Below are 26,051 nucleotides of genomic sequence, written 5' to 3' on the forward strand. Positions count from 1 at the left end.
AAAGAGAAGGGGAAATTTTCCCCTTCTCTATGCGTGAGATTTTACCGTGCGTCCCTACATCTATTTCAACTGATTTGAGATCGAGCTAACATCAACGGCTAACTTTTTACCCAACTTGAGCAACTGAAGACACTGATTATCTCCTTCATTCCCAACGCTAGTAATACACACTGGTGCTATCTGACTTTGCAGACAACTAAAATATAGTTCCTGCGATCGCTGTAGGGAAATATGAATATTTAGTTGATCCCCGACATCAATCAATCGCTCCAATAGTTGGATATCTGCATTAAAGCTATCATTGGCATCGTGCAACAATTGCCAGAGCGATCGCGCAATTAACTGTTCTAACATTTGCTTCCCGTCGGGAATATTCAGCCGACAACGCAGATGTTTTGCTTCAGTAGCGATCGCCTCTAATTCTAAGATGTGATTCCAACTTTTTTGGGGATCGGCAATCTCTTGCTCAAGCGATCGTAATGTCATCAGACAGCGATGCCCTAAAGCAATATCTGCTGCAACTTGCAATTCTTGCGGTACTGCGATTTCATCACGATGAAACGCCATCAGCACACCGTAATTATCACGGTAGGCTTGAGTATATAACTGTCCTAAACGTGCCAGTGTTTCCTGGCTCAACAGCCGCATAATCCGGTGGCGTTCTTCAGCAAATAGATTTTGCAAGTTAAAAGCTTCTTTTCCAAATAGCTGTGTCATCGCCAAGATCGTATGAGCCGCACTAGCTTGTTTTAGCGCCCCAAACAGCTTTTCTTTTAATTTGCTGTAGTCACGCCGCCCAGTAAATTGTTGAATACCACAGTGGAAATCCCAGCCTCCCAAATGTAGGACTGCAAATACCAAATGCTCACTTTCCCAAGTAATCTCTGATACCAGCTTTAAATTTCCCACAGCCAGAGTTAGCGATCCCATACGTTGCAGTTGGTAATCTAGCTCATTGGCAGCATAGCAATAAACCCGCTTCTGGTAACGCTGAGACTGTTTGTCAGCAGCATCTTTTCTCGGTAGAGAATTATGTGTTTCTGCTGGTTTCTGATTGGTAAACAGGGAAGTAATGGCGTAATGGGCTGCAACTTGCTTAAAGCCAAGTTGGGCAGTTAACACTAGTTGTCGATAAATTTCCGCACCGTGTTTGAACTGATCCACATTACTGGGGGCTAAACCAAGATGTTTGACGAAGCCTTTTTCTAGCTGCACGCCGGCCACTTCCCCTGCCAATTCCAAAGCACGGGCGGCATAGCGCAGAATTTGTGTCCCTTCTGGACGGGAAATTTCTTCAAAAAACCAGCCACAACTAGTGAACATCAACAAAGCATGACGCTGCATTTCTAACAAGCGCAAAGCGTCTACTTGTTCGGCTGCGGTTAGTTTGTGGGTTTGATGACGGGCGAGAAAACGGTTGACATTGCTAGCAGAGCGATCGCGTATTACTTGGATATATTCATCTCGCGCTAGCCAGGGATCGCGAAATAACTGTCTACCATGTTCTGCATACACTTCAGTTAGCCGATCCCGCAGCCAATTTAGGGCATCCCGCAGTGGACGACGCCATTTCTGATGCCAAACTGAGCCTTCCCCACCGCAACCACAGTCATCCTCCCATCTGCCGACACCGTGGGCGCAACTCCAGGCTGTGACTGACTTTAATTCCACTTCCCAACTGGGAGAATTTAAGCTCAGGTAGTGGGCGAAGTTCGTCACCGTCCAACCCTGTTGAGGAAAGTCTTTGGTAAAGGCGTAGGCTAAAGTTTTCTCTGTTCCCTTTTTGTGATGTCCGAAGGTTTCTCCATCTGTCGCCACAGAAATCAACTGTGCCAGACGATGATCCCCACGTACTGCCGAACCAATACGTCCGGCAAAGTGACTGGAATTATAAACCACATCACTAAAACCCATATCCCGCGATATCGGCCCGTCGTAAAAGAAGATATCAATGTAGGGTAATTCTTCTGTACTACTATCGTTGGGGCTAGTGGCGATCGCCTCCGGCGGGGCGTAGCCCATCGCACTCAGAGGTGAAGATGAAGTATCTAGCGTCGGCTTCAAATAACAACGATAGGGACGGGTGGAATCAATCTGACTACCACCGACTTCGATCCATTCAGGATGGGGACGATCTGGAGTCGGGAGGGGACGGCAACGCAGGGCTTGAGATGGTGCCAGGACAATGAAGCGAATACCCTCAGCCACAAGAGCTTCTAGGGTGGCGTAGTCTACAGCAGTTTCTGCTAGCCACATTCCTTCGGGATCGCGGCCAAAGCGGGAGCGGAAGTCTTCTTTACCCCAGCGAATTTGGGTATATTTGTCGCGCTCGTTCGCCAGAGGCATGATGATGTGATTGTATACTTGCGCGATCGCATTGCCGTGACCATGCAAGCGTTGGCTACTCTTGGCATCCGCCTCTAAAATGCGCTGATAAACCTCCACATCGTAGCGTTCTAGCCACGACATCAGCGTTGGGCCAATATTAAAACTGAAATACTCGTAATTATTGACGATCCCCACCACTTCACCTTGGTCATTTAAGACTCTGGCAAAGGCGTTTGGACGATAGCATTCCCAATGAATCCGCTCATTCCAATCATGGAAAGGTGCAGCGCTCGGTTGGCGTTCAATTGCGTCCAGATAAGGGTTTTCCCTTGGTGGCTGGTAAAAATGACCATGCACCGTCACATAAACACCATTAGCCTTTCTCAGGGGATCGGTTTCGTGAGCGTTTTTGGGATCTGAATGTAATGTTAACGTTGAGCCAGAGCTAGCTGGCATTTCAGCAGCAGAAGTCATGTATATTTATCCAAAACAAAAAACTTACAGTTGCACCGAAAACATTGTGCGTAAACCTTTCTCCAATGGTTTGAGCGCAAAATCCGGTATAAACAACAACTATGAAATCTAACTAAATTTTTGACAAATCTTCCTCATTGTAGTGGCAAATCTGCGTTATCGCACAGCCCTTTCCCTAAAGGCTTAAATGTAATTAGCCATTGAACAAAGACTCAGTTAGGGGTTTCCTCGTTAGTAGCGCCAATTAAAATTTTAATTGTCTTTTAATATATTAAACCCCATTTTTGGTGTAATATTTTGGCTCAAATTCATAGTTTTGCAACAAAAGATTACGAAAACTCATTATATCGCAATTTTGCTTTACACAACATCTGCAACCTTGAACGGAAAACAGTACAATTTCTGAATTGCTCTACAGGCGGTTGAGAGTATCCTATGGGAGTGCTGAATCAAAGTGATTGTTAATTCAACACTCCAAATTTGAAACTTAGGATTGCTCGCTGTGAATGATACCCTCAACTTAAGACAACAAATGTCAACCAAAAACATTATTCTTTTCGCTTTACTTCTGTTTATCCCAGTTTCCTTAGCAGCCCACTTTCTGGAGTGGGGAGAATTGGCAGTTTTCATTACAGCCGGATTAGCTATTCTGCCCTTAGCAGCTTGGATGGGTACAGCAACAGAAGAAATTGCTGTCGTAGTTGGGCCATCGCTGGGGGGCTTGTTAAACGCCACCTTTGGCAATGCTACAGAATTAATCATTGCCTTAGTAGCGTTGAACGCTGGGTTAATAGATGTAGTCAAAGCCAGTATCACGGGATCGATTATTAGCAACTTACTACTAGTGATGGGTTTTTCCATGCTTTTGGGAGGACTGCGCTACAAAGAACAGACATTTCAGCCAATTGTGGCGCGGGTGAATGCTGCTTCGATGAATTTGGCAGTGATTGCGATTTTGATGCCAACAGCAATGAACTATACTTCTCAAGGAATCAACGAACAAACATTGCAAAATCTTTCTATTGCTGTTGCCGTAGTTTTAATCTTGGTTTACGCCCTAACGCTGCTATTTTCGATGAAAACCCACTCCTATTTATATGATGTGGGTGTTGCGGAAACAGAAGAAGAGGAGATTCCTCATAAAAAACCAAATATGATGTTGTGGGTTGGCGTGCTGCTAGTATGTACCTTGCTAGTGGCACTTGAGTCAGAAATGTTGGTCGATTCTCTGGAAGTGGCTACATCTCAGCTAGGTTTAACGGCGCTGTTTACAGGGGTAATTTTGGTTCCCATCGTCGGTAACGCGGCTGAACACGCTACAGCAGTCACCGTGGCGATGAAAGACAAGATGGATCTTTCTCTTTCGGTAGCTGTGGGATCGAGTATGCAGATTGCCTTATTTGTTGCACCCGTGTTAGTTATAGCAGGGCGGGTATTGGGGCAACCAATGGATTTGGATTTCAAACCCTTTGAATTAGTCGCTGTAGTTGTGTCAGTGTTGATTGCCAACAGTATTAGTTCCGACGGAAAGTCTAATTGGCTGGAAGGCACTTTGTTATTAGCTGCTTATACAGTGTTGGGGTTCGCCTTTTACTTCCATCCAGTTATGGAAGGTATGGGGTAGTTAGCAGGACGGAAGTTAGAAAGAGGAAAAGGGGCAGGGGGCAGGGAGCAGGGGGAAACCCTATAAATAAATTTACTTTCTCTGTACCTTTTTATTTCTCCTAAAAAGTTCGTAGTAAGGAATTTAGTGCTTATCTTCTAAGCACGCTTTGTGCTTAGTACAAACCCTCAAAACGAGCTTATTGTACTAGTTAGTAGTGCGACGCCGAATAGCCCGTCGTAGAGATCGCTCATATTTTAACGGATTCGCAAAAGTCTCCACCCTTAACGCCAGTAAAATAAAGAGATATAAGAGCGATCGCCTGTATGAGCTACTGCCTTAACCCTCATTGTCCTAAGCCTGAAAATCCCAATCATGTCAATTTTTGCGTGACTTGCGGTACCAAGTTACTCCTCAAAGAACGTTATCGTGCTATCAAACCAATCGGACAAGGTGGTTTTGGCAAAACTTTCTTAGCTATGGATGAGGATAAACCCTCAAAACCACGCTGCGTAATTAAGCAATTTTATCCTCAATCTCAAGGCACTAGCACTCTGGCAAAAGCCGTAGAGTTATTTAATCAAGAAGCGGTGCAGTTAGATGAATTGGGCAAACATCCCCAAATTCCCGAACTACTGGCATATTTTACCCAAGAAGCTCGGCAGTATCTTGTACAAGAATTTATCGACGGGCAAAACTTAGCTCAGGAATTGGCACATAGAGGTGCTTTTAGTGAAATAGAAATTTGGCAACTATTAAACGATTTATTATCAGTTTTACAATTTTGTCACGCCAAACACGTAATTCACCGCGATATTAAACCAGAAAATATTATTTTACGCGAGAGCGATCGCAAACTAGTACTAGTAGATTTTGGTGCTGCTAAATCTGCCACTGGCGCTGCCTTAAATAAAACTGGTACTACTATTGGGAGTCCAGAATATGTTGCCCCGGAACAAATGAGAGGTAGGGCTATTTTTGCTAGTGATATTTATAGTTTAGGTGCGACTTGTATTAATTTATTAACAGCGCGATCGCCCTTCGATTCTTATGATACCAGCAACGATACTTGGGTATGGCAGCAATACTTACAAACTCCCGTCAGTAATCAGTTGAGTCGCATTCTCAACAAGATGCTAGAAAGTATTCCAATTCGGCGTTATCAAACAGTAGATGAAGTTCTCAAAGACTTAAATCAACAGCCACAAGTAGCAGCACCAGCGATTGCACCAAAGCCTATCTCTCAATCACCACCAAATTCTCCACCCGCTTTTTTATCGAAATCTCCTAGTCAACTTGAGAAAGAATTAGAAGAAATGAAAACCCAATTTATGGGTAGTAGTAAACCTCAACCAAATAAAATACAGCCACCAAACCCGACACCTCAGCCTTCTAGTAAAAGCAAAATAGATGAAGAATTAGAAGAATTAAAAACCAAATATCTTGGTAATAATAACTCTTAATATTAAGGTAGTGAAAAAGACATAAGCTGTTATACATCTAAGAAAGCACATTTAGGCAGCAGAGAGGCAGAGGAACAAGAGAGAAAGATTGATGCCTTTTCTCTAAAATGAAAAATATGCAAGTTAATTAGACCTCTTGCATAAATCAAAAATAAAGAACCCCACCCCGCATTTGAGTAAGACAAACACTCCCCTCCTCGCAAGCAAAGAGGGATTGGGGGTGGGGTGTTAAGGACTTTTGCAAGAGGTCTAATGTGTATTAGCTTAACAATTAACAGTGATAACTGAACAAAAAAAGTGGCTCTTTACAGAGCCACTTTAAAATTTACAATTTAAAACTCTCTAAACTTTTGGAGAAGTTGTAGGTGTTGTAGGTGTAGTTGGTTCTGAAGTTTGCAGCTCTCTTGGTGTGGAAGTTTGCACTGATGCTTCAGAAATCGGTGTCCATTCGGTGTGGAAAGCTCCGGGCTTATCAAGTCGCTCGTAGGTGTGCGCCCCGAAGTAGTCGCGTTGAGCTTGAGTGAGGTTTTGGGGCAAGCGATCGCGTCGATAGCTGTCAAAATAATCTAATGACGCACTGAATGCTGGCACTGGAATTCCCAGTTTTGCTGCTGTTGCCAACACTTCCCGCCAAGCTGTTTGTCTGTCGAGAATCGTCTGCTTGAATTCCGGGGCTAATAGCAGGTTAGGTGGCGCTGGATTTTCGTTAAATGCCTTCTTAATCTTATTCAAAAATCCAGCACGAATAATACAGCCACCCTTCCAAATCCGTGCCATTTCACCTAAATTCAAGTTAAAATTATAGGTTTTTGAAGCTGTAGCTAGCAGTGCCATGCCCTGAGCGTAAGAACAGATTTTCGAGCAATACAGGGCATCTCGCACCATGTTGATAAAGGCTTTGGTATCTCCCTCATACTTGCCAGAAGGGCCTGTAAGTATCTTGGATGCTGCTACCCGTTCTTTTTTGAAGGAAGACATGATCCGGGCGTTCACCGCTGCAATGATTGTTGGTACAGAAACACCCAAATCCATTGCAGTTTGCACTGTCCAGCGTCCGGTTCCCTTTTGCCCTGCGGCATCAACAATCAAATCGACTAAGGGTAGATTTGTTTCTGGATCAATGTAGGGGAAAATCTTTGCCGTAATTTCAATCAAAAACGAATTGAGTTCGTCGGTAGTGTTCCATTCGGTAAAAACTTCGTGTAGCTGATTATGGTCTAGTCCAGCAACATTTTTCAGCAAGTCGTAGGCTTCAGCAATCAGCTGCATATCGCCATACTCAATGCCGTTATGTACCATTTTGACGTAGTGACCGGCGCCACCAGGACCACAATAGGTTACGCAAGGACCATCGTCAACTTGGGCAGCAATTTTATTAAAAATTGGCGATAGATACTCGTAGGAGCTTTCTGTACCTCCTGGCATGAGTGAAGGCCCATTTAGCGCACCTTCTTCACCACCGCTGACACCCATCCCGATAAACCGAAGTCCAGCCGGTTCTAGTTCCTGAGTGCGTCGTTCCGTATCTTCAAACCAAGAGTTGCCACCGTCGATAATGATATCGCCTTCGTCTAACAAAGGTTTGAGTTGAGCAATCACCGCATCCACTGGCTTACCAGCTTGCACCATCACTAGAATTTTGCGGGGACGTTCCAATAAGGCAACGAATTCTTCTAGAGTAAAGGCGGCTTTGACGTTCCGTCCTGGCGCACGCTGCGCCATAAACGCATCCGTTTTTTCTCGGGAGCGGTTGTAAACTGCAATTGGGAAGCCATTGCGCTCTACGTTTAGAGCGATGTTCTCACCCATAACGGCTAATCCAATCACACCAAAGCTTTGTAGTGTCATAAAAAATTTCTGGCTAACTCTTGCAGATCCTTTTACTTTAAGGGTAGTCCGATATTTTCCCTTCTCTCCTAAAGAAGACCTTAAGACTTGAATAAATGACAAAAATCCACAACTAACAGGGATAATTAATTTTAAATTGTATCTAAATCAACAATTGACTGGCAAAATTTGCAAAATTGAAATAATTAAAGGACGTAGTAAGGAGTAACCAAATAATGCTGGCATATGTCCTAGCTTTGGTGGTCGGTCTTGGTAGTTTAGCCATTTACATAGCAGCTTTCTTTTTCCCAGAAATCCACCGCAAGAATGACTTTATCTGGAGTGGTGTAGGATTATTCTACGCCTTAGTCTTATGGGTGTTTGCACCACGCATTACTGGGGGTTTGTTGCTCGGTCATGTGGCTAGTGTGGCTCTTTTGGTCTGGTTTGGCTGGCAAACTCTATCATTACGTCGGCAATTGACCCCGCAGGTACAACAAACCCAAGTACCCAGTGCTGAGACAGTAAAAACTGGCATTCAGGAACAGGTGAATAAGTTGTCGCTTCAGGAACGGCTGGGCCAGTTGCAAAAAGGTCTGGGTAACACTTTCAGTGGCGCGAAAGACAAGGTGCAGCAGACTGTGAGTAAAAAGACACCCACAACCCCTAAATCTGAAGATATTATCTCTGTAATGTCAGAGAAACCTGCTGTTGAGATTATTGACAAAACTATTGTCATACCAGAACCACCAGCAGAGGAGACAGTTACTACCGACACCAAAGCAAAAACCGAGAGTGTACCGGAAGCGATTCCCCCACATCCTCCATCTCCTGAATTGGTGGAAGCAGCGCAACCAGATTTTGAAATCGAGGATAAGCAACCGATTCCTGTAGAAGAAATTGCGCCGGATGCGGTACTCGCTCCCCCAGCAGAAACGCCACCTGAACAAATACCGCCTAATCAAGGTAGTTGAATTCAGTGAAACCCAACGTTAACCTAATATAGTGTTGGGTTTCACTATTTCCATCAGGCTATTTTAGAGCTAATTTCAAACGCTAATTCAGAACGATAGAAGCACACATCAAACGCTAAAAAGAAATTCATGTGTCCTAAAATCAATGGGGCATTTCTATCTTTTGTCCAAGCAAAAGCTAACTCTACTGTCGGAAATTGTTCAACATTCGCCATCAACACCAATGCCCTCGCCTCAAACCTAGCCAGATTACCACCCAATGGAACGGAGAGTCTTTGACGTTCCCAAACTGCTCCCAGCCTTAACCCGATTTCGTAGGGCAATACGTTGACAGTAGAACCAGTATCTAGCAAGCCTGATACACTTACTGAACGATTTTCATAAGTAAGAATTAGAGGTAGATAAGGCAACGTACTTAATGCACCAAGTTCTGGATTTACCTCAGTAAATGCAAATCTAACTTTATCAACCATGTGTTGCCGCTTTTTCTTCTGCTAATGCCTTCGCTAAAACAGCAGCAGCTTCAAAAGAATCATATAAGCCAAGACTAGCTATTTTGTCTTGAGCATCCAATGGGACTAAACTTGATTCCTTTAACAATTCGGTTGCCAGTAAATGCATTAGTAAAAGTTTATCAGTGTGGGATAATTCTTTAAGTAGCGGTATAAGTTCGGTAAGAAGCATAAGTTAAGGCTTTAATGAATTTAGATAATTAGATAAATTTTAGAGCATAGTTTGGGGGATGCTTGCAAGATACTGTTCTAATTCTGGTGGCAAGTTCAGGGTTAAGGTCATAAGTCTCTTTTGAGTGACACCATACATTTATTCAAGAAAAGATTGAAAAAAACAGAAAAATATTTTGGGATGAGAAAGGCGATATACCTGATGACTTTGCTGCTGGATTGTCTGCTTCTCTCATGGCAGAAGAAATTAGCGATTCAAAAATTTCTGACAAATTTTTACTGAATAATTTTTACTCCTTACCCACTCCAACGGTTAGCAGTGATAATACTGCCGTCTGGCATAGTGGTGTTATGGAGAATAACAGTATCATGACTGTCAAAACTCATATTGGTGACATTCATCAAATTGGTATTGGTAAAGTCAACATTCCTGAAAGAAACGTTAGTTAAATCGGCACCAGTCAGGTTAGCATCCCTCAAGATAGTATCTTCCAGGCAAGACCGATACAAATCAGCACCACTGAGGTCAGCCCCCGTCAGATTAACGCCCTCGAAAAGAACAGTCAGGGAGGCATCTCTGAAGTCAGTCCCAGCGAAGTTAGCACTTCCTCTTACGTAAACACTTTCCAACTTGGCTCTTCTCAAATCAGCCCCAGCGAAGTTAGCACCAATCAATTCCGCATTATCCAACCTGACTCTAAACAAATTAGCACCACTCAAATTGGAACTGATGAGATTAGCACTACTCAAATTGGCAAAACTCAAGTTAGCTCCAGTAAGATTGATACCACTCAAGTCAGCCCAACTCAAATCAACCCCAGTAAAATCTCTTTCCCCAGCAGTATATCGCTGCAACAACTCTTCAGCAGTTATCCTCATGTATATACCTCCGCACTAATCAACACATATAAAGATAACCCACTCAACCTGTGGCAATCACTATTCGACCCCACCTTCAACACCACTGTTTAGACTATCTTTAATTCTCAGTATTCCCAAACAGAGAACGCCGTCTAACTAACACCAGGATATTTATGTAGAATTAAATGTATGAATAAAAACTTTAATTCAGGCGATCGCACTTTTGAAAGTAAGATTAGTACCCAAATAAATTGTTAATTTGAGCCGTTCATGACTCAATGTCTGATTAGACGTTCTTAACTTTCACGAAGAAACAACTTTCAAATGTGAGCCATGATGAGATAGGTAGCTGGAGTTAATCACCCGATTACGCCCAGAGGTTTTAGCCTGTAACAAACATTGATCGGCACGATGCAGCAGACTCTCTCCTTTCTCGTCATCCTCAGCTTGCAGAGAGGCTGTACCCAAACTAATGGTGACATTAATTGTCAGTTTATTGTTGAGTGCAAATGGTTCGTCGCTGACTACGCGATTGAGACGACGGGCTACTAATAGTGCTTCGTCATCGGTAGTGTTAGCTAGAAGAATTACAAATTCTTCGCCACCATAGCGGAATGCTGTATCTTGGCAGCGCAGATTGTGGCGCAAACGCTGACATAATATTTGCAAGATGCGATCGCCTATTAAATGCCCATGAGTATCGTTAACTTTCTTAAAATGATCTACATCCAGAATAATCAAGCTCAAGGAAGTTTTTTGAGTTCTCGCTCTTTGAATTTGCCTTGGTAAGTCCCATTCTAAAGCACGACGATTATTTAATTCTGTCAAGGAATCGGCTAAGGCGATCGCAGATAACATATCATTTGTCCGAATCAAATCTCGGTATTTTTGTGCTTTCCGCAAACCAACTGTCAATTGAGCAAGTATTAGTCCATGATTGGCAGTCAACTCTGCCAAGCTATAGTCTGTTTTTTCTTCAATAAGATGCCAAATATATGCATCGGCTCCTTGCTTTAGTGCCGCAGCACTCATTTCCAATTCCCTATGCCAACCTTTATTTCGATCGGTAAGCTGCTGGGAACGATCCTCGAAAAGAATACAATATATCCACGATAGTTTTGTTTGATCTTTCAACCAACCGCAGAGTTCCATACTACTATCCAGGCTAGCCTGCACCAGGATTATATCGGGGGGTGTTGTTTTAATCCGCGCCACTGCTCGATCCAAATTGTCTATAACTTCTACACTAAAAGCAGTCGCATAACGGATCTGATCTGGAAGTGTGGCGATAAAATTATTTTTTCCAAAGATCAGAATAGAAATATTCATTGCTTTATTTTTTATCCTATTTAAATTTTAAATAAATTCACTTGGGTAACTACTGCTTTTGTCGTCTAATACTAAATATTATGTTTTAGGCTCAATTATATTTTTTCATCTTGTTTTTTAAGCATCGATTAGATAGTGAAATTCCAAACTTAATCTCATTTGAAGACTTTATGTTTACTACTACCGTTTCGGAAAGATTCCTCTCTAATAACTAATGTCTTCTTTACAGTTTATTTTTAAAACAGTAAAAATACTGAATATTATTTAAATGTATAAAAACTATAATTGTGGGTTCTTAAGTACTATTCACATGATGAAAATACCGAAACAAATAGTTTGTAATAACCATTGCATTAGGTAAATAAATTTATTTTCAAGTAAAAAAATAAAGAAAATATAAAATTTTTAATTGAGTTATAAAATCCGAAATTCTATTATGCAATTCAAAATATTATTTCCCATAAAAATTTTTAGCTTTTTTATTTATAAGCTAGGGTTAGATCGCATATTAAGAAAGTGTTGAAAATAATATATAATATACACCGCAAAACTATATCCTGCTATGTACAGGAGCTTTTTGGGGCTTAACTCCCATCGAAAGAAAGACAGAAGCTGTTGGGTAAAAATTTATAATTTAATTAAAATTTTGTCCCCAAAAAACAATGCGTTAGCAGGAGAAATAAAATATTTCTGCCGAGGTTTTATCTAGATTTGCCTATTTACTTAATTCACGTCTTTTTTATTAGCTGTAACATCATAAATTTAGAAAACAAAGCTAAATAAAAAAATTATGTCAAAACCTGCTACTAATTTGGGGAAGTTATTTCTATTCCGCCTTTCTACAGGCAGAAAATATAAAAAAATTTTGTTAGTCTCGCTTGAGATATTAAAGTCTAAACTTCTTCTGTGAAAAGCTGGAATCCGATCGATAACCTTCTCCAGCGTAACCACCAGCAGCAACAATTACCTGTTTGATTGACTCCTCAGAAGCTTCGGACTCCACCGTGACAGTTTTAGCGTTAATATCGACATCCACTTTGACTTCAGGTTCTGTAACCTAGTAATTATTTTTGCACATCCCTCAAAAGCAATATTTGATACTTTCAGTTTTAGTGCCATTTGCTACCTCAGTATGGGATTTTTAAAGTATTTCTTAATGATTAATTTTAAGCATTGAAATGCGATGTTTACGACGGGCTACGCCTATGGACATCCTGCCAAAGTGAGATAGTAGCTTAATAGCATCCTAGTAACTGCATATATATCGCCCAATGGCAGAATTCGCTGGCAGTAATATGAAACAAAATGCAAGAATATATAAAGCTATTTATGAAAATACACTTACCTAGTGCCGCTACGCCTAAGTCTCAAGTCTAAAGTTAAAAACACCTATGTCTTCAAATCCCCAGTACCTAAGCGGTAACGAAATTCGCAACATATTTCTCGACTTCTTTGCCCAACGGGAACACCAAATTCTCCCAAGTGCCTCCCTCGTGCCAGAAGACCCAACTGTGCTGCTGACGATCGCGGGGATGCTACCATTTAAGCCAATATTCTTAGGGCAGCGCACGCCAGAATTTAAACGGGCTACGACTTCGCAAAAGTGTATCCGCACCAACGACATTGAGAATGTTGGACGCACCAAACGGCATCACACCTTTTTTGAGATGCTGGGTAATTTCAGCTTTGGTGATTATTTTAAAGAACAAGCGATCGCTTGGGGTTGGGAAATCTCCACGCAAGTCTTTGGCTTTTCCCCCCAAAATCTCGTAGTCAGCGTTTTTGAAGATGATGATGAAGCCTTTGGAATTTGGCGCGATCGAATCGGGGTGCCGATAGCGAGAATTAAACGCTTGGGCGAAGATGATAACTTTTGGGTATCCGGGCCGACTGGGCCTTGTGGCCCTTGTTCGGAAATTTATTACGATTTCCACCCAGAACGGGGTGACGAAAATATAGATTTAGAAGACGATTCCCGGTTCATCGAGTTTTACAATCTCGTGTTTATGCAATATAACCGGGATGCGTCAGGCAATTTAACGCCGCTACAAAACAAAAACATCGACACCGGCATGGGTTTGGATAGAATGGCGCAAATTCTCCAAAAAGTGCCGAATAACTACGAAACTGACCTGATTTTTCCAATCATCCAAACAGCAGGAAAAATTGCTGGTGTTGATTACCACAGCAGTGATGAAAAAACCAAAACTTCCCTAAAAGTCATTGGCGATCATATTCGCGCTGTCATCCACATGATCGCTGATGAAATTCGCGCTTCCAATGTCGGACGCGGTTATGTGCTGCGGCGATTAATTCGGCGGGTAGTGCGTCATGGGCGATTAATTGGGATTTCTGGTGAATTTACTACCCAAGTTGCTGAAACTGCGATCGCTCTTTCCGAATCAGCTTACCCCAATGTGCGCCAACGAGAAGCAGCAATTAAAGCTGAGTTGCAACGGGAAGAATCGAATTTCCTCAGAACTCTGGATAGAGGCGAAAAACTCCTAGAAGAAATCATTCAAGAGGTGAAACAGCGAGGGGAAACTCAAATTAGTGGTGAAAGTGCATTTACCCTTTATGACACCTACGGGTTTCCCCTCGAACTTACTCAAGAAGTTGCCGAGGAAAATAATCTGACAGTAGATGACGCGGGATTCAATGCCGAAATGCAAAAACAGGTGGAACGTGCCAAAGCAGCACATGAAACCATCGATTTAACTGTGCAAGGTTCCCTCGATAAATTAGCAGAACACATCCAAGTCACCGAGTTTTTAGGTTATACCCAATCGGCAGCGACGGCAAAAGTTGAAGCGATTTTGGTAGAAGGTGTTTCTCAAGAGGAAGCAGAAGCGGGGACACAGGTGCAAGTAGTGCTTGACAAAACGCCATTTTATGGTGAATCTGGGGGACAAATTGGCGATCGCGGTTATATCTCTGGTGATGGTATCGTAGTTCGGGTAGAAGACGTGAAGAAAGAATCTGATTTCTTTGTTCACTTCGGACGTATCGAACGCGGTACACTGCGCGTAGGCGATAATGTTACAGCCCAAATCGATCCGGCTTGTCGCCGTCGCGCCCAAGCTAACCATACCGCAACGCACCTATTGCAAGCGGCGTTGAAGAAAATTGTTGATGATGGCATATCTCAAGCAGGTTCCCTAGTTTCCTTTGATAGGTTGCGCTTCGACTTCAACTGTCCCCGCGCTTTGACAGCAGAGGAAGTTCAACAAGTTGAAGAACAGGTGAACACTTGGATTGCTGAGGCTCATGCTGCAAAAGTGGAAGTATTACCAATAGCCGAGGCGAAAGCTAGGGGTGCTGTTGCCATGTTCGGAGAAAAATACGGTGAGGAAGTGCGCGTGATTGACTTTCCTAGCGTATCAATGGAACTATGCGGTGGGACTCACGTAAGTAATACTGCTGAAATCGGCGTCTTCAAGATTATCTCGGAAGCTGGCGTGGCTTCTGGCGTGCGGCGGATTGAAGCTGTTTCGGGGCCAGCAATCTTAGATTATCTGAATCTGCGGGATAAAGTAGTTAAAGATTTGAGCGATCGCTTTAAAGTTAAACCCGAAGAATTACCAGACAGAATCACAAGTCTGCAAAGCGAACTGAGAAATAGCCAGAAGGAACTAGAAACCTTAAAGGTACAGCTAGCGATCGCAAAATCAGACAGCTTGCTACAAACAGCCCAAACTGTAGGCGATTCTAAAATTATTGTCGCCCAATTAGAAGATGTCGATCCAGAATCATTGAAAACCGCAGCCGAACGTTTATTACAAAAAATTGGTAACGGTGCAGTGGTACTCGGTTCTGTTCCCGAAGAGGGAAAAGTGAGTATAGTTGCAGCTTTTAGTCCAGAAGTGAACAAAAAAGGTTTGCAAGCTGGTAAATTTGTGGGTGCGATCGCTAAAATTTGCGGTGGCGGCGGCGGTGGAAGACCAAACCTAGCCCAAGCCGGCGGACGCGATGCAAGTAAATTACCAGATGCATTGCAACAAGCGGAAAGTGAATTAAAGTCCGCTTTGGGTTAATCTCTTCCTGACTTTTCGCGTCATCTGGAAAAGAAGAGGGTGAAACCTAATCCCATTCCCGACGCGGGAAGAAAACTACAGTTTACTCACAAGTTCTTTGACCTGCAATGCCATTGTTAGTCGAAACAATGGCATTACTCTCGTTCCCATCTTCTGCATGAGAATATAGCGGTTCTCAATTGTATGAAATACAGACCTAACCCCCAGCCCCTTCCCTACTAGCGTTGGGGAGTAAGATTCAAAGCCTCTCTCCTTTTAGGAGAGAGGAATGGAAGTGAGGTCAAACTGTATTGCATCCAAGCGAGAAACGCTATAAGCAAAGCTTCACCAAGCTAAGTCTTTAGGACTATTATTCTCCTATTCCCAATTCCCCATTCCCCAGATATGCTTCAGACTTTTCTATAATTAAGTGATTCCCGTCATCAAAAACAGCCTGTGACTACCACTCCCCTATCTCCAAGTTCAACTGCTCAGGTTCCAGATACACTCGGCCGCTTCGGACGCTTTGGCGGTAAGTATGTACCTGAAACCCTCATGCCTGCGCTTGCTGAACTAGAAACAGCTTATCAGCAATACCGCAATGACCCTGGTTTTCAAGCAGAACTACAGCAGTTGTTACGAGACTATGTAGGACGTGCGACACCATTGTATTTTGCTGAACGCCTGACTGCTCATTATGCTAGACCCGATCGCACCGGGCCACAAATTTACTTGAAACGTGAAGATTTAAATCATACTGGCGCTCACAAAATCAATAATGCTGTTGGTCAAGTATTGTTGGCGAAACGCATGGGTAAGCAACGGATTATTGCCGAAACGGGTGCTGGACAACATGGAGTGGCTACAGCTACAGTTTGCGCTCGTTTTGGGCTGGAATGCATAATTTACATGGGCGTTCAGGACATGGAACGCCAAGCTTTAAATGTGTTTAGAATGCGGTTGATGGGGGCAGAAGTGCGTCCGGTGGAGGCGGGAACCGGAACTTTGAAGGATGCTACTTCTGAAGCAATCCGCGATTGGGTGACAAATGTAGAAACAACTCACTACATTCTGGGTTCGGTAGCAGGGCCTCATCCTTACCCGATGATGGTACGTGATTTCCATGCAATAATCGGCGAAGAAACTCGCGCCCAAGCAATCGAAAAGTGGGGTGGATTACCTGATATTCTCTTGGCTTGTGTGGGTGGTGGTTCCAATGCGATGGGACTATTTTATGAGTTTATTAATGAGTCTTCTGTACGCTTCATTGGGGTTGAGGCAGCCGGCGAAGGTGTCAATACCGAAAAACACGCCGCAACCTTGACAAAAGGACGAGTTGGTGTATTGCACGGAGCAATGAGCTACCTGCTGCAAGATGAAGATGGGCAAATCATTGAGGCACACTCAATTAGTGCGGGGTTAGATTATCCCGGTGTGGGGCCAGAACATAGTTATTTGAAAGATATTGGTCGCGCTGAATACTATAGCGTGACGGATGCCGAGGCTTTGGCGGCATTCCAGCGATTAGCGAAATTGGAAGGGATTATCCCGGCATTAGAAACAGCCCATGCGATCGCTTATCTCGAAACTCTCTGTCCTCAACTAACCGGCAGTCCTCGGATTGTAATTAACTGCTCTGGACGTGGTGACAAAGATGTACAAACCGTAGCCAAATTATTGTATCCAGCGTAAATATAGCTCAAATTTTTGGGAGGAAGCAATCATGAATCGACAATTCCAACACCCAATGTTACCGCAACCTACTCACGACGAGTTGGCACGCCAAAACTTTGTGCAAACTATGAAAATGCACATTTTCAAGAATGTCACTCCTGGTAATAAAGAAATTTATGAAAAACTAGCCAAGCCGAAGTTTGAACAAGAACATCAGCGCCCTCCCGAAAATCGTTATGAAATTCGGGAAGTAATGCAGCACGAACCCTACTATCGCTGGACTAGTGCCCTGAAGCGCATCAACCAGGAAATGTTATGGGATGCTGTAAATGCCAACGTTGACAGAGAACTGCCTGAGTTGATTGAGCGTGCCAAAAATAAGGGTGGTGAACTGGGTACTTTAACCCTCGACCCAAATTTTCAAATACCTGCTTATCAAAAGGCTGTAGACATTCACTGTATGCCCGGAGGATATCACAGTGAATTCACTGCTGATGATGTCGCAGCCGGTGCAACCTACGATCGCGGCGCTTACGTTTATGGACTAGGTTGGTTGGGGCCGCTCAACGATGATATGGGGCTATCTTTAGTCCAAAACTACCTTTTAGCAGAGTTTCCCAACTTTCGACCGAGAAAAATCCTCGATATGGGATGTTCTATTGGCAATAGCACATTACCTTATGTCGATGGTTTCCCAGATGCAGAAGTCCATGCTATAGATATAGGCGCATCTATACTGCGTTATGCTCATGCAAGAGCCGAAGCCTTGGGAAAACGGGTACACTTCTCTCAGCAAAATGCCGAACATACTAACTTCCCTGATGAATCATTTGATTTAGTGGTTTCTCACATTTTGCTGCATGAAATCCCTCCATCATCTGTGCGTAAAGTTATGCAAGAGTCTTATCGTCTACTGGCTCCTGGTGGCATGATGATTCATCTAGAAGCACCCCTTTATCGTCACATGGATGTTTATACACAGTTTATTTATGATTGGGAAACCGCTAACAACAACGAACCTTTCTGGAGTGCTGTACGCGATTTAGATTTGGTGCCGCTAGTTACTGAGGCTGGTTTTGCAGCAGATAAGACATTCGAGAAATTTGTCCCGAATGGGGCATGGAAAGCAAAAGAAACTAATGGTATGTTTCAAAATCGTAACTCAGCCACCCAAGGCACGTGGTTTGTGGTTGCTGCAACTAAGTAAGCAGAGAAAATTTTGTAATTCGTAATAGGCTATGGCCTGCTACGAAGACAATAATTTGTAATTGGGAAAGTCAGATTTTTTCTGGCTTTCCTCATTTTGTATGTCTAGTCTTATTTTTGGAGAATTGGTATCAGGATGACAAAAATAGCCAAGGGTAAACGACCTGTTTACTTAGAAAATCCGCAAACTGATAAATTGTTAGCGATCGTCATGGCCTTGACTGGTGAGGTGTCCGTGCTGCATGAGCGGCTAGACACCATCGAACGATTGCTAGAGGTGAAAGGTATTTTATCGACTAGTGAAATTGAAGCTTACGAACCGGATGTCAAAGTAACCAAGGAACGGGAACAGTGGCGTGCAGAATATATTGCACGGGTATTGCGTGTGATACAGGAAGAGGTAGAAACCTTGAAATAAAGCTAGTTAAAATTACGTAGAAAAATGGCTGAATAAATCCAGCCATTTTTTATGCGACATTCCGCATATTCAACTGCCACAATCGGTTTTTACTGTTTTTGTCACATAAATCAGCTATTTAATATACTTAGGTACAGTAAAATAGCTGAATTTATGAAGATGAATAAGCATAATCTAGAACTAATAAATTCAAAAAACTCTAGTAATTACACTATAGAACAGTTTAAATGCGGAATCTTGAATAAAAAGAATCATACTAATGGTAGAAGACAAATATTGATTAAATAGTAGTAAATTTGCGTTAAATCATGCAGTTAAACGTTTGCTAGTAGTTTTTGAGCAAAAAAGCCCACAATTAAAGCAATTTAGACTTATAAGCAATTTGTCACATTGATATTCATTGGTTACATTGTCTAAAACTTTACTGAAAACAAATGATCAAACAAATAGTTTACAGCGTTGTTTTAGGCACTCTTGCTCTCAGTAGTGGAGCAATCGCTACTTCTGTAACAAATCCAACTTGTACCCCTGTGACTTCAAACGTATCGAATAATACTAATCAAATTGCAGCATCTAGTACGGACATTGCTGCTCTAGAACAGTCGATTTTTAACCAAATCAATAACTACAGAGTTTTCCAAGGGCTACCAGCGCTAACTCGTAACTCTGCTATGGATAATCAAGTTAGGCTTCACAGTAAGAACATGGCTAATGGTACTGTTCCCTTTGGACATAATGGATTTTCACAACGTCTTAATGCAACCGGTGTTTCTTACAGATCGGCTGCTGAAAATGTCGCTTACAACCAGGGATATGGCGATCCTGCCACAATGGCTGTTCAAGGCTGGCTCAAAAGTCCAGGGCATCTTGCTAATATCAGAGGTAATTATAATCTGACGGGGATTGGTGTTGCTAAAAACAGTCAAGGCGCAATCTACTTCACACAAATGTTCATTCGCCAATAGGTTGGACGCGATGTGCAACTTAATAGTTTGACCTAACTTCTATTCCTCTCTCCTGCAAAGAGCTATCCATTACCCGGATCTTTTTCAAAATTTATGAGAGTATTCACTCACGTTTTTTATAACCCTGATTCGTTCGTCGTTAATTCTCAATAAAAACCTACTTTTAGCGAGAAGATTAAGAGCTAACTTGTCAAGTATGCCACACACCGAGTGTGTCAAGATTGTAAAGAAAGATGTGACTAATGGATAGCCTGCAAAAAGAGAGAGGCTTTGAATTTTACCTATTTCTGATTGTTAGGCAAGGAGATTAGGTTTGAGTAAAAATTGTACATAGCGTTAGATTTGGTAAAGTTTAGGTTTTTTCGTAAATTCCCCAGACTTTAACCTGTTAGTAAAGCTTTTGCTAGATAATTCATGAAAATCTGAAATTATTAGCCAAATTAACCATGATTTTCATGAAGCTGACCTATTGAAGTACTGACAATTGGAAATTATTGTTTGTGTTACTTGTAAAGGATGTAGCCAAATTGCCGAAATTCATCATTACTTAATAGTATTGTGGTATATATCCTTGGAACAATAGGGTAGAGTAGAAGTCTTATATCTCTACACATTACGCAATTCTCCATGTTCCGACAAACTGCTTTTGGCATCGCTTTAAGTGCGCTTGTCCTTGCTAGTGGATTAACGACTGCTCCGATACCAAATCATACTTCTACGAATACATCCACCCGTAATAAGCTGTTGTCGCTTTTTTCTAGTCAAGTTGCAATATCGACTCCTACTTTTAAAACTACTGAGCTAGAAAAATCAGTATTTGACCAAATTAATCGATATCGGGCTTCTAAAGGGCTGCCAAAGTTGACTTTAAATGCAAATTTAACTCGACAGGCAAGAATTCATAGTCAAAATATGGCTAAAGGTAAAACCCCATTTAGCCATCAGGGATTTGAAGGGCGAGTCAAAGCTATTCCGATTCGCTACAACAGTGCAGCAGAAAATGTTGCTTTTAACCGGGGATATAGCAACCCTGTAGAGGAAGCTGTTACTGGTTGGATCAAAAGTCCCGGACACCTAAAGAATCTTAAAGGAAATTACAACTTGACTGGAATTGGCGTTGCTACTAATAATCAAGGCGAAGTCTACCTAACACAGATGTTTTTTCGCACTAGGTAGATTTAATTTTTGATTTTTTTGCACAATAATAATGTAGTGTCTGACAAGACTTTTTTCTGCTGGACACTGCTATTATTTTTGAACAATTGATGACATTACTAGATTTTCAGGTGAGCGATCGCGACCTCAGTGACGCAGCCCTTAGCCAGTATTTAGAATCTACAGCGATCGCAGTTGATACAGAAACGATGGGATTGCTGCCGTTGCGCGATCGCTTGTGTCTCGTCCAGCTGTGCAATCTTGAAGGGAAAGTAACTGCAATCCGCATAGCTAAAGGACAAGCTGACGCCCCCAACTTAAAAAAACTCTTGGAAGCAGTCAATGTCGTGAAAGTGTTTCACTTTGCTAGATTTGACTTGGCCACTTTGCGAGCCAATCTGGGTATTCAGGTACGGCCAATTTTTTGCACTAAAATTGCCAGTAAATTAGCCCGTACTTACACAAATCGCCACGGACTCAAAGACGTGGTACAAGAGTTAGAACAAGTGGAACTAGATAAAAGCTCTCAAAGTTCTGATTGGGGTAACGCCGTTAGCTTATCTGAAGCTCAACTAAGCTATGCTGCCAACGATGTACGCTATTTACTTAGTGTGCAGCAGAAGTTAATACAAATGCTGAAACGAGAAGAACGTTGGCAAATTGCTCAAGAATGTTTTGAGTTTCTACCAACTATAGTTTCCTTAGATTTATTGCAATTCAAGGATCTATTTGAACACTAATTGAATAGGGAATAGTGACAAGAAATTTTTATTGATCGTCAATTCCTACTAGTTATATGTCAAGTTGAAATTGATAGATAAGCAGGTTCGTAGTAAGTACTAAAGTCGTTATTTTTTCCCAGGCACTAAAGTGCTTACTACAAACCCTTATACTAAATTACAGCAGATTTCAAGTTAGTGGAATACACAAAGGTTAGTCTCAAAGCCAGGTATATATAAAGCCTCTTTTACTTTTGGATTCTGACGCCTTGGCGGAGCGTCTTTGGCTTTGCTCCCGAATTCTGAATTCTGCTGTATTTTTTACCTAAGAGCCAACATTGGAATCATTGCTGTCTCTAGAAGTAGATTCACTAATGCCTTCCTTGAGGTTACTTGCTTGCTCTTGAGCGCCTTCCTTGAGCTTACTTGCTTGCTCTTGAGCGCCTTCCTTGAGGTTACTTGCTTGCTCTTGAATGCCTTCCTTAAGGTTACTTGCTCCTTCTTGAATGCCTTCCTTAAGGTTACTTGCTCCCTGTTTAATGGAATCCGTGACGCTAGTACCGCCCTTTTGCAGATTTTCTTCGTGGTTTTTTAGCCGATCTACAACATTGTACTCATCTGCACCTGCGGCAGTTTTTGATTCAACAATACCTTCTGTTGGGCCGCCGATCGCCTTCCATGCGCCAAGACCACCTTTGAGTTGGGAGACATGCTCAAATCCATTAGAACGCAGTTGTTGTGCGGCTTGGGCAGTGTCTTGTTCATTATCACCGTAAAGGTAAATGTCACGGCTCTTATCTAAAGAAGCTACTGCACGCTCTACCAATTCATCTGCTGGCATTGGCATTGCCCCCATGATGTGACCTTCGTTGAAGGTAGCGCGATCGCGCACATCCAGGATTGTAAAAGCTGGTTCGCCCCATTCCAGACGACTCTTTAGGATATGAGCTTCAGTTTGTGCTTCTATTGGTGGTTGTGGAGGAATGATGCCGCCGACTAAGTTATTAACCATAATTTTTCCTTGCTGACGATGTTAATAGTAATTTAGCGAACTGAAGATATTCAATTGATCTTTCTCTGGTATGAATATTTTCAAACTCTCTCCTCAGATAGACGAGTATTTTTCCGAAAATCAACCAATTAATCAATTGTAAATAATGCCCTTTGAGAGTATGAATAGACAATATTTTCTTTAAATTTAATTTAATATATTTAAAGTTTATCTTTTTTTGATATTTTAGTTATTTAGATATTTGAGATTTTACTGAATTCCTCATCAATCGATAAAATATTAGTTTTAAATAAAAAAATTAACAATAAAATAGTAATTGATACCTTTTTAATAACAGCGATCGCTAATAATCATCTCTCCTCATTTCCTGCCAAACTTGTAGAGTTATATACAGCAGATTAGAAGTTTGTGAGGTACATAAGTTAAATCTGTTAAGTAGGCAGACATAATTAAATATAAAATAAATTCCTAGTTTGTAGTGAGCATTTTATTGCTCAGAGCAAGGATTATTAGGACTAAAGTCCTTACTACAAACTTTAAATTTATTTCTGCCTAGATACTTACCCAAATACAAAGGGTTTTTACTTCTTAATTCTGCTGTCAGCAGTACTATTGAAACAAGCTCCTAGCAAGTTATTGACATCATAATATTGCTAGAGCAATTCTTGTTGCTATTGCTTTTGTCTGTTAAAGCTGGTTTTGACGCCCTATATACCTTTTGGTGATGCTTTCAGTCTTTTTGTCATAGCTCAGGCTGAAACTTGTAGTATAGTATATGCTTAAGAGGGCAGCTACATGTAAATGCACCAGGGTAGATTTTCGTAGACCTTCTTCAAGAGAACATACCTGTTGGTTATAGTACAGTCGAGTAAGTAGGAGTTGAGAATCTAGATTGGCTGATAAGTTAGTTTCTCAGCCTTTGTAGAGACCTAATTAACCAGGGAGTGCGTTACTCTTTTAAATTTGTAGCAATTACCGTCGCTTCTGGATGTGTCTTTTGACTATTTGCGGTTACGGAGATGGTTTTTAATTACACTTATTCCAAACGTAAAAATTTAATATTATACAATACAAATTCAAAATTATGCAAAAATCATGCCATAATTATAAATTTTATTGGCACTATCGTGGCTGAGGTTGCGATCGGCTTCATGGAAAATTAAATGTACACAAGTACTACAGTAGCGGTGGTACTCAACAGAAACACGTAAAGCTGGCACAACAGCAAATCGCCCAATCTACAAATAGATAGCATTATGGTTATGGTTACTGCTACTACTACTCCCAAAATTCTGATCGTTGATGACGACTTTGGCGTGCGAAATCTTGTCTATCGTTTTTTAAGTCGGAAATATCAAATAGAGTCGGCAGCAGATGGTAGGACTGCTTTATCATTGTTTGAGCAATTCAACCCAGCTTTAGTAATTCTGGATTGGAATTTGCCGGATGTTACTGGTTATAGCCTTTGCCAAGAAATGCAGAGTCGTACTAATGTTTTAGTGCTGATACTAACTAGTAGGACTGATGAGGCTGATAAAATTAAAATCTTAAGCGCAGGTGCTGATGATTTCATGACTAAACCATTTAGTCTTGCAGAAGTTGAAGTTAGAGTAGAAGCTCTTTTGAGGCGGATACGCTACATTAATCCCTCCCCAACACAACGTATCGTTTTCAAGCAGCTAGTAATTAATCCAGAGGGTCGCGAGGTAACACTTAACGATAAAACTCTTCCCTTAACAGCACTAGAATTTAATATCTTACATTTTTTGGCAAGTCATCCTAATCAAGCTTGGAGTCGTCCACAGCTAATCCAAAAAATCTGGGGTTGCGACTATGTAGGAGATGGCCGGGTAGTTGATGTACATATTGGTCAACTTCGCAAAAAGATGGAAGTCGACCCCAGCATACCGGAATTTATTAAAACTGTGCGAGGCTATGGTTATAAGTTTGAAGCACCCGACTAGAATACTAGTTTTTATGGCTACCACAAAAGTGCAAATAACACCGAAATAAAAAAGAAATGCTTAACTGAACCATATTCAGAACTGATTTGGTCGTGTCTTGAAGATTTTAAGCAAAGCTGCACTTAAAAATTATTTATTATAGCAAGGGACTGGGGACTGGTGACTGGGGATTGGGTGAAAAGTCTTGTTGTGTCTAAGTTTTATCATCTGTTAATGTCCTAACCACGAAGGCTTGTGCTATATTTTTCTTAGCCAATCTTTGACTAACTAACTCAGCGGCTAAATGTATTGCTGCTTTCATACTCGTAGCATCAGCAATTCCCCTACCCGCAATATCAAACGCTGTTCCATGATCGGGTGAAGTGCGAACGAAAGGAAGACCAATAGAAGTATTAACTGCCCGATCGAATGCCATCAGCTTCACCGGAATTAAGCCTTGGTCGTGGTAAAGTGCTAAGTAGCCATCAGCAGGATTTTGTACTAAAGAATTTCCATACCAAGCTTGACCAGGTTTAACCCACATCGTATCTGGCGGTATCGGCCCATCTAACTGCAATTGCGGTCGATTTTGACGCTCTTGCTCCAACCAGGGAATTAACCAATCTTGTTCTTCATGTCCAATTTGTCCCTGTTCGCCACTGTGGGGATTCAAACCTGCGATCGCAATTCTCCCTCTATATATACCAAAATCTTTCTCTAAACACTCCACCAGCAAATCCAGTTTTTGTGTCAATAACTGCGGTGTCAACACATCGGCTACTTGACGTAGGGGAATATGTGTGGTGGCTAGTAAAGCGCGGAGTGTCCAACCAGTATGAGGCGATCGCGCTACAAATAACATCCCAAAACGGTCAACACTTGATTTTTGTGCTAAAAGTTCTGTTTGCCCTGGATAATTATATCCTGCGGCCTTCCAAGCAGATTTAGCGATCGGCCCTGTGACAATACCATCAAATTTACCAGCCAGTGTTTGAGCGATCGCATATTCCATATACGCAAAACTAGCCGCACCACTGGCTGCATTACCTATTCCTGAAATAATTCGATCTTTAATTTTTCCATCCAACTGCACATCGCTAACTGACAAGTCATCTGGATTTGCCAAAGCTACTAAATTCTCAGTTAAATTCAGTTTGTAATAAATCTGTGCCAGCAAATCTCCGTTACCCACTACTGTAACGTCATATTTTTGACGAATTTCTGGATCGGCTAAAGCTTTCAAAATCACTTCCGGCCCAATTCCCGCCGGATCTCCGAGCGTCAGCGCCAAACGCGGACGATTCTTTTTCACAAAATTTATTAAATCACCTTGATTATTTTGATACATAAAAATTCTTCATAATTATTATCATCAGAATGTTCCAATTTACCCATCTTCCCTTC

At 41.8% G+C, this 26,051-nt stretch carries 18 protein-coding genes and 3 pseudogenes; 11 read left to right on the top strand and 10 right to left on the bottom strand.

Annotated elements, in window-relative coordinates; all coding sequences use genetic code 11:
- Nucleotides 1-60 precede the first annotated feature (60 nt).
- The gene (locus tag RMY64_RS01540) at nucleotides 61-2,802 is read right to left on the bottom strand and encodes a DUF3536 domain-containing protein (RefSeq protein ID WP_322699119.1); all 2,742 of its coding nucleotides are present in this window, start codon (nucleotides 2,800-2,802) and stop codon (nucleotides 61-63) included.
- Nucleotides 2,803-3,334: 532 nt separating this feature from the next.
- On the opposite strand from RMY64_RS01540, the gene cax reads away from it, so the two are divergent.
- The gene (gene cax, locus RMY64_RS01545) at nucleotides 3,335-4,426 is read left to right on the top strand and encodes a calcium/proton exchanger (RefSeq protein WP_322672476.1); all 1,092 of its coding nucleotides are present in this window, start codon (nucleotides 3,335-3,337) and stop codon (nucleotides 4,424-4,426) included.
- 305 nt (nucleotides 4,427-4,731) lie between these two features.
- Nucleotides 4,732-5,868: a serine/threonine-protein kinase gene (locus RMY64_RS01550; protein ID WP_322699120.1), complete on the top strand. Its 1,137-nt coding sequence runs from the start codon at nucleotides 4,732-4,734 to the stop codon at nucleotides 5,866-5,868.
- 426 nt (nucleotides 5,869-6,294) lie between these two features.
- On the opposite strand, the pseudogene gndA reads toward RMY64_RS01550, so the two are convergent.
- Nucleotides 6,295-7,716, bottom strand: a pseudogene (gene gndA / locus RMY64_RS01555) (NADP-dependent phosphogluconate dehydrogenase); the annotation flags it as partial.
- 215 nt (nucleotides 7,717-7,931) lie between these two features.
- Between gndA and RMY64_RS01560 the strand changes: the two are divergent.
- Nucleotides 7,932-8,669 carry a Ycf66 family protein gene (locus RMY64_RS01560; protein WP_322699121.1) on the top strand — a complete coding sequence of 246 codons (738 nt, stop codon included), beginning with the start codon at nucleotides 7,932-7,934 and terminating at the stop codon, nucleotides 8,667-8,669.
- 53 nt (nucleotides 8,670-8,722) lie between these two features.
- Here the strand turns inward: RMY64_RS01560 and RMY64_RS01565 are convergent, their stop codons facing one another.
- The 5 genes and pseudogenes from RMY64_RS01565 to RMY64_RS01585 all read right to left on the bottom strand — a co-directional run bounded on the left by RMY64_RS01565 (nucleotide 8,723) and on the right by RMY64_RS01585 (nucleotide 12,661).
- Nucleotides 8,723-9,142: a hypothetical protein gene (locus tag RMY64_RS01565; protein ID WP_322699122.1), complete on the bottom strand. Its 420-nt coding sequence runs from the start codon at nucleotides 9,140-9,142 to the stop codon at nucleotides 8,723-8,725.
- Nucleotides 9,135-9,353: a hypothetical protein gene (locus RMY64_RS01570; RefSeq protein WP_322672480.1), complete on the bottom strand. Its 219-nt coding sequence runs from the start codon at nucleotides 9,351-9,353 to the stop codon at nucleotides 9,135-9,137. The genes RMY64_RS01565 and RMY64_RS01570 overlap by 8 nt, the downstream gene beginning before the upstream one ends.
- A gap of 296 nt (nucleotides 9,354-9,649) precedes the next feature.
- Nucleotides 9,650-10,231 carry a pentapeptide repeat-containing protein gene (locus RMY64_RS01575; protein ID WP_322699123.1) on the bottom strand — a complete coding sequence of 194 codons (582 nt, stop codon included), beginning with the start codon at nucleotides 10,229-10,231 and terminating at the stop codon, nucleotides 9,650-9,652.
- Between the two features lie 285 nt (nucleotides 10,232-10,516).
- Complete coding sequence (locus tag RMY64_RS01580; RefSeq protein ID WP_322688086.1) at nucleotides 10,517-11,542, bottom strand: diguanylate cyclase; 1,026 nt, start codon at nucleotides 11,540-11,542, stop codon at nucleotides 10,517-10,519.
- An 886-nt stretch (nucleotides 11,543-12,428) separates the two neighbouring features.
- Nucleotides 12,429-12,661 (bottom strand): annotated as a pseudogene (locus RMY64_RS01585) (heavy-metal-associated domain-containing protein).
- Between the two features lie 272 nt (nucleotides 12,662-12,933).
- Between RMY64_RS01585 and alaS the strand changes: the two are divergent.
- The 7 genes from alaS to RMY64_RS01620 all read left to right on the top strand — a co-directional run bounded on the left by alaS (nucleotide 12,934) and on the right by RMY64_RS01620 (nucleotide 21,713).
- Nucleotides 12,934-15,576 carry an alanine--tRNA ligase gene (alaS, locus tag RMY64_RS01590; RefSeq protein ID WP_322699124.1) on the top strand — a complete coding sequence of 881 codons (2,643 nt, stop codon included), beginning with the start codon at nucleotides 12,934-12,936 and terminating at the stop codon, nucleotides 15,574-15,576.
- 435 nt (nucleotides 15,577-16,011) lie between these two features.
- Nucleotides 16,012-17,247, top strand: a complete 1,236-nt coding sequence (gene trpB / locus RMY64_RS01595) for a tryptophan synthase subunit beta (RefSeq protein WP_322688088.1) — start codon at nucleotides 16,012-16,014, stop codon at nucleotides 17,245-17,247.
- Between the two features lie 31 nt (nucleotides 17,248-17,278).
- Nucleotides 17,279-18,436 (top strand): class I SAM-dependent methyltransferase, encoded by a 1,158-nt coding sequence (locus RMY64_RS01600; protein ID WP_322699125.1) that lies wholly within the window; start codon nucleotides 17,279-17,281, stop codon nucleotides 18,434-18,436.
- Nucleotides 18,437-18,571: 135 nt separating this feature from the next.
- On the top strand, nucleotides 18,572-18,853 hold the full coding sequence (locus tag RMY64_RS01605) for a hypothetical protein (protein ID WP_322672486.1): 282 nt from the start codon (nucleotides 18,572-18,574) through the stop codon (nucleotides 18,851-18,853).
- A gap of 434 nt (nucleotides 18,854-19,287) precedes the next feature.
- Nucleotides 19,288-19,818, top strand: a complete 531-nt coding sequence (locus RMY64_RS01610) for a CAP domain-containing protein (protein WP_322699126.1) — start codon at nucleotides 19,288-19,290, stop codon at nucleotides 19,816-19,818.
- 627 nt (nucleotides 19,819-20,445) lie between these two features.
- Nucleotides 20,446-20,994, top strand: coding sequence for a CAP domain-containing protein (locus RMY64_RS01615; protein ID WP_322672488.1), 549 nt, complete (start codon nucleotides 20,446-20,448; stop codon nucleotides 20,992-20,994).
- An 89-nt stretch (nucleotides 20,995-21,083) separates the two neighbouring features.
- On the top strand, nucleotides 21,084-21,713 hold the full coding sequence (locus RMY64_RS01620) for a ribonuclease H-like domain-containing protein (protein WP_322699127.1): 630 nt from the start codon (nucleotides 21,084-21,086) through the stop codon (nucleotides 21,711-21,713).
- Nucleotides 21,714-22,257: 544 nt separating this feature from the next.
- Here the strand turns inward: RMY64_RS01620 and RMY64_RS01625 are convergent.
- Together RMY64_RS01625 and RMY64_RS01630 are read right to left on the bottom strand one after the other, a co-directional pair.
- Nucleotides 22,258-22,704: pseudogene (locus RMY64_RS01625) on the bottom strand (rhodanese-like domain-containing protein); the annotation flags it as partial.
- 1,082 nt (nucleotides 22,705-23,786) lie between these two features.
- On the bottom strand, nucleotides 23,787-23,924 hold the full coding sequence (locus RMY64_RS01630; RefSeq protein WP_322672490.1) for a hypothetical protein: 138 nt from the start codon (nucleotides 23,922-23,924) through the stop codon (nucleotides 23,787-23,789).
- A 36-nt stretch (nucleotides 23,925-23,960) separates the two neighbouring features.
- On the opposite strand from RMY64_RS01630, the gene RMY64_RS01635 reads away from it, so the two are divergent.
- Nucleotides 23,961-24,668 carry a response regulator transcription factor gene (locus RMY64_RS01635; RefSeq protein WP_322672491.1) on the top strand — a complete coding sequence of 236 codons (708 nt, stop codon included), beginning with the start codon at nucleotides 23,961-23,963 and terminating at the stop codon, nucleotides 24,666-24,668.
- Nucleotides 24,669-24,861: 193 nt separating this feature from the next.
- On the opposite strand, the gene pdxA is transcribed toward RMY64_RS01635, so the two are convergent.
- Nucleotides 24,862-25,995, bottom strand: a complete 1,134-nt coding sequence (gene pdxA / locus RMY64_RS01640; protein ID WP_322699128.1) for a 4-hydroxythreonine-4-phosphate dehydrogenase PdxA — start codon at nucleotides 25,993-25,995, stop codon at nucleotides 24,862-24,864.
- Between the last annotated feature and the right edge of the window lie 56 nt (nucleotides 25,996-26,051).

The sequence above is a fragment of the Nostoc sp. DedQUE08 genome (assembly GCF_034530895.1).
GTDB lineage: Bacteria > Cyanobacteriota > Cyanobacteriia > Cyanobacteriales > Nostocaceae > Nostoc.

Bases quoted from the DNA above. Each gene is read 5' to 3' on its own strand.
- RMY64_RS01540 (WP_322699119.1), bottom strand. From the start codon at position 2,802: ATGACTTCTGCTGCTGAAATGCCAGCTAGCTCTGGCTCAACGTTAACA.
- cax (WP_322672476.1), top strand. From the start codon at position 3,335: ATGTCAACCAAAAACATTATTCTTTTCGCTTTACTTCTGTTTATCCCA.
- RMY64_RS01550 (WP_322699120.1), top strand. From the start codon at position 4,732: ATGAGCTACTGCCTTAACCCTCATTGTCCTAAGCCTGAAAATCCCAAT.
- RMY64_RS01560 (WP_322699121.1), top strand. From the start codon at position 7,932: ATGCTGGCATATGTCCTAGCTTTGGTGGTCGGTCTTGGTAGTTTAGCC.
- RMY64_RS01565 (WP_322699122.1), bottom strand. From the start codon at position 9,142: ATGGTTGATAAAGTTAGATTTGCATTTACTGAGGTAAATCCAGAACTT.
- RMY64_RS01570 (WP_322672480.1), bottom strand. From the start codon at position 9,353: ATGCTTCTTACCGAACTTATACCGCTACTTAAAGAATTATCCCACACT.
- RMY64_RS01575 (WP_322699123.1), bottom strand. From the start codon at position 10,231: ATGAGGATAACTGCTGAAGAGTTGTTGCAGCGATATACTGCTGGGGAA.
- RMY64_RS01580 (WP_322688086.1), bottom strand. From the start codon at position 11,542: ATGAATATTTCTATTCTGATCTTTGGAAAAAATAATTTTATCGCCACA.
- alaS (WP_322699124.1), top strand. From the start codon at position 12,934: ATGTCTTCAAATCCCCAGTACCTAAGCGGTAACGAAATTCGCAACATA.
- RMY64_RS01600 (WP_322699125.1), top strand. From the start codon at position 17,279: ATGAATCGACAATTCCAACACCCAATGTTACCGCAACCTACTCACGAC.
- RMY64_RS01605 (WP_322672486.1), top strand. From the start codon at position 18,572: ATGACAAAAATAGCCAAGGGTAAACGACCTGTTTACTTAGAAAATCCG.
- RMY64_RS01610 (WP_322699126.1), top strand. From the start codon at position 19,288: ATGATCAAACAAATAGTTTACAGCGTTGTTTTAGGCACTCTTGCTCTC.
- RMY64_RS01615 (WP_322672488.1), top strand. From the start codon at position 20,446: ATGTTCCGACAAACTGCTTTTGGCATCGCTTTAAGTGCGCTTGTCCTT.
- RMY64_RS01620 (WP_322699127.1), top strand. From the start codon at position 21,084: ATGACATTACTAGATTTTCAGGTGAGCGATCGCGACCTCAGTGACGCA.
- RMY64_RS01635 (WP_322672491.1), top strand. From the start codon at position 23,961: ATGGTTATGGTTACTGCTACTACTACTCCCAAAATTCTGATCGTTGAT.
- pdxA (WP_322699128.1), bottom strand. From the start codon at position 25,995: ATGTATCAAAATAATCAAGGTGATTTAATAAATTTTGTGAAAAAGAAT.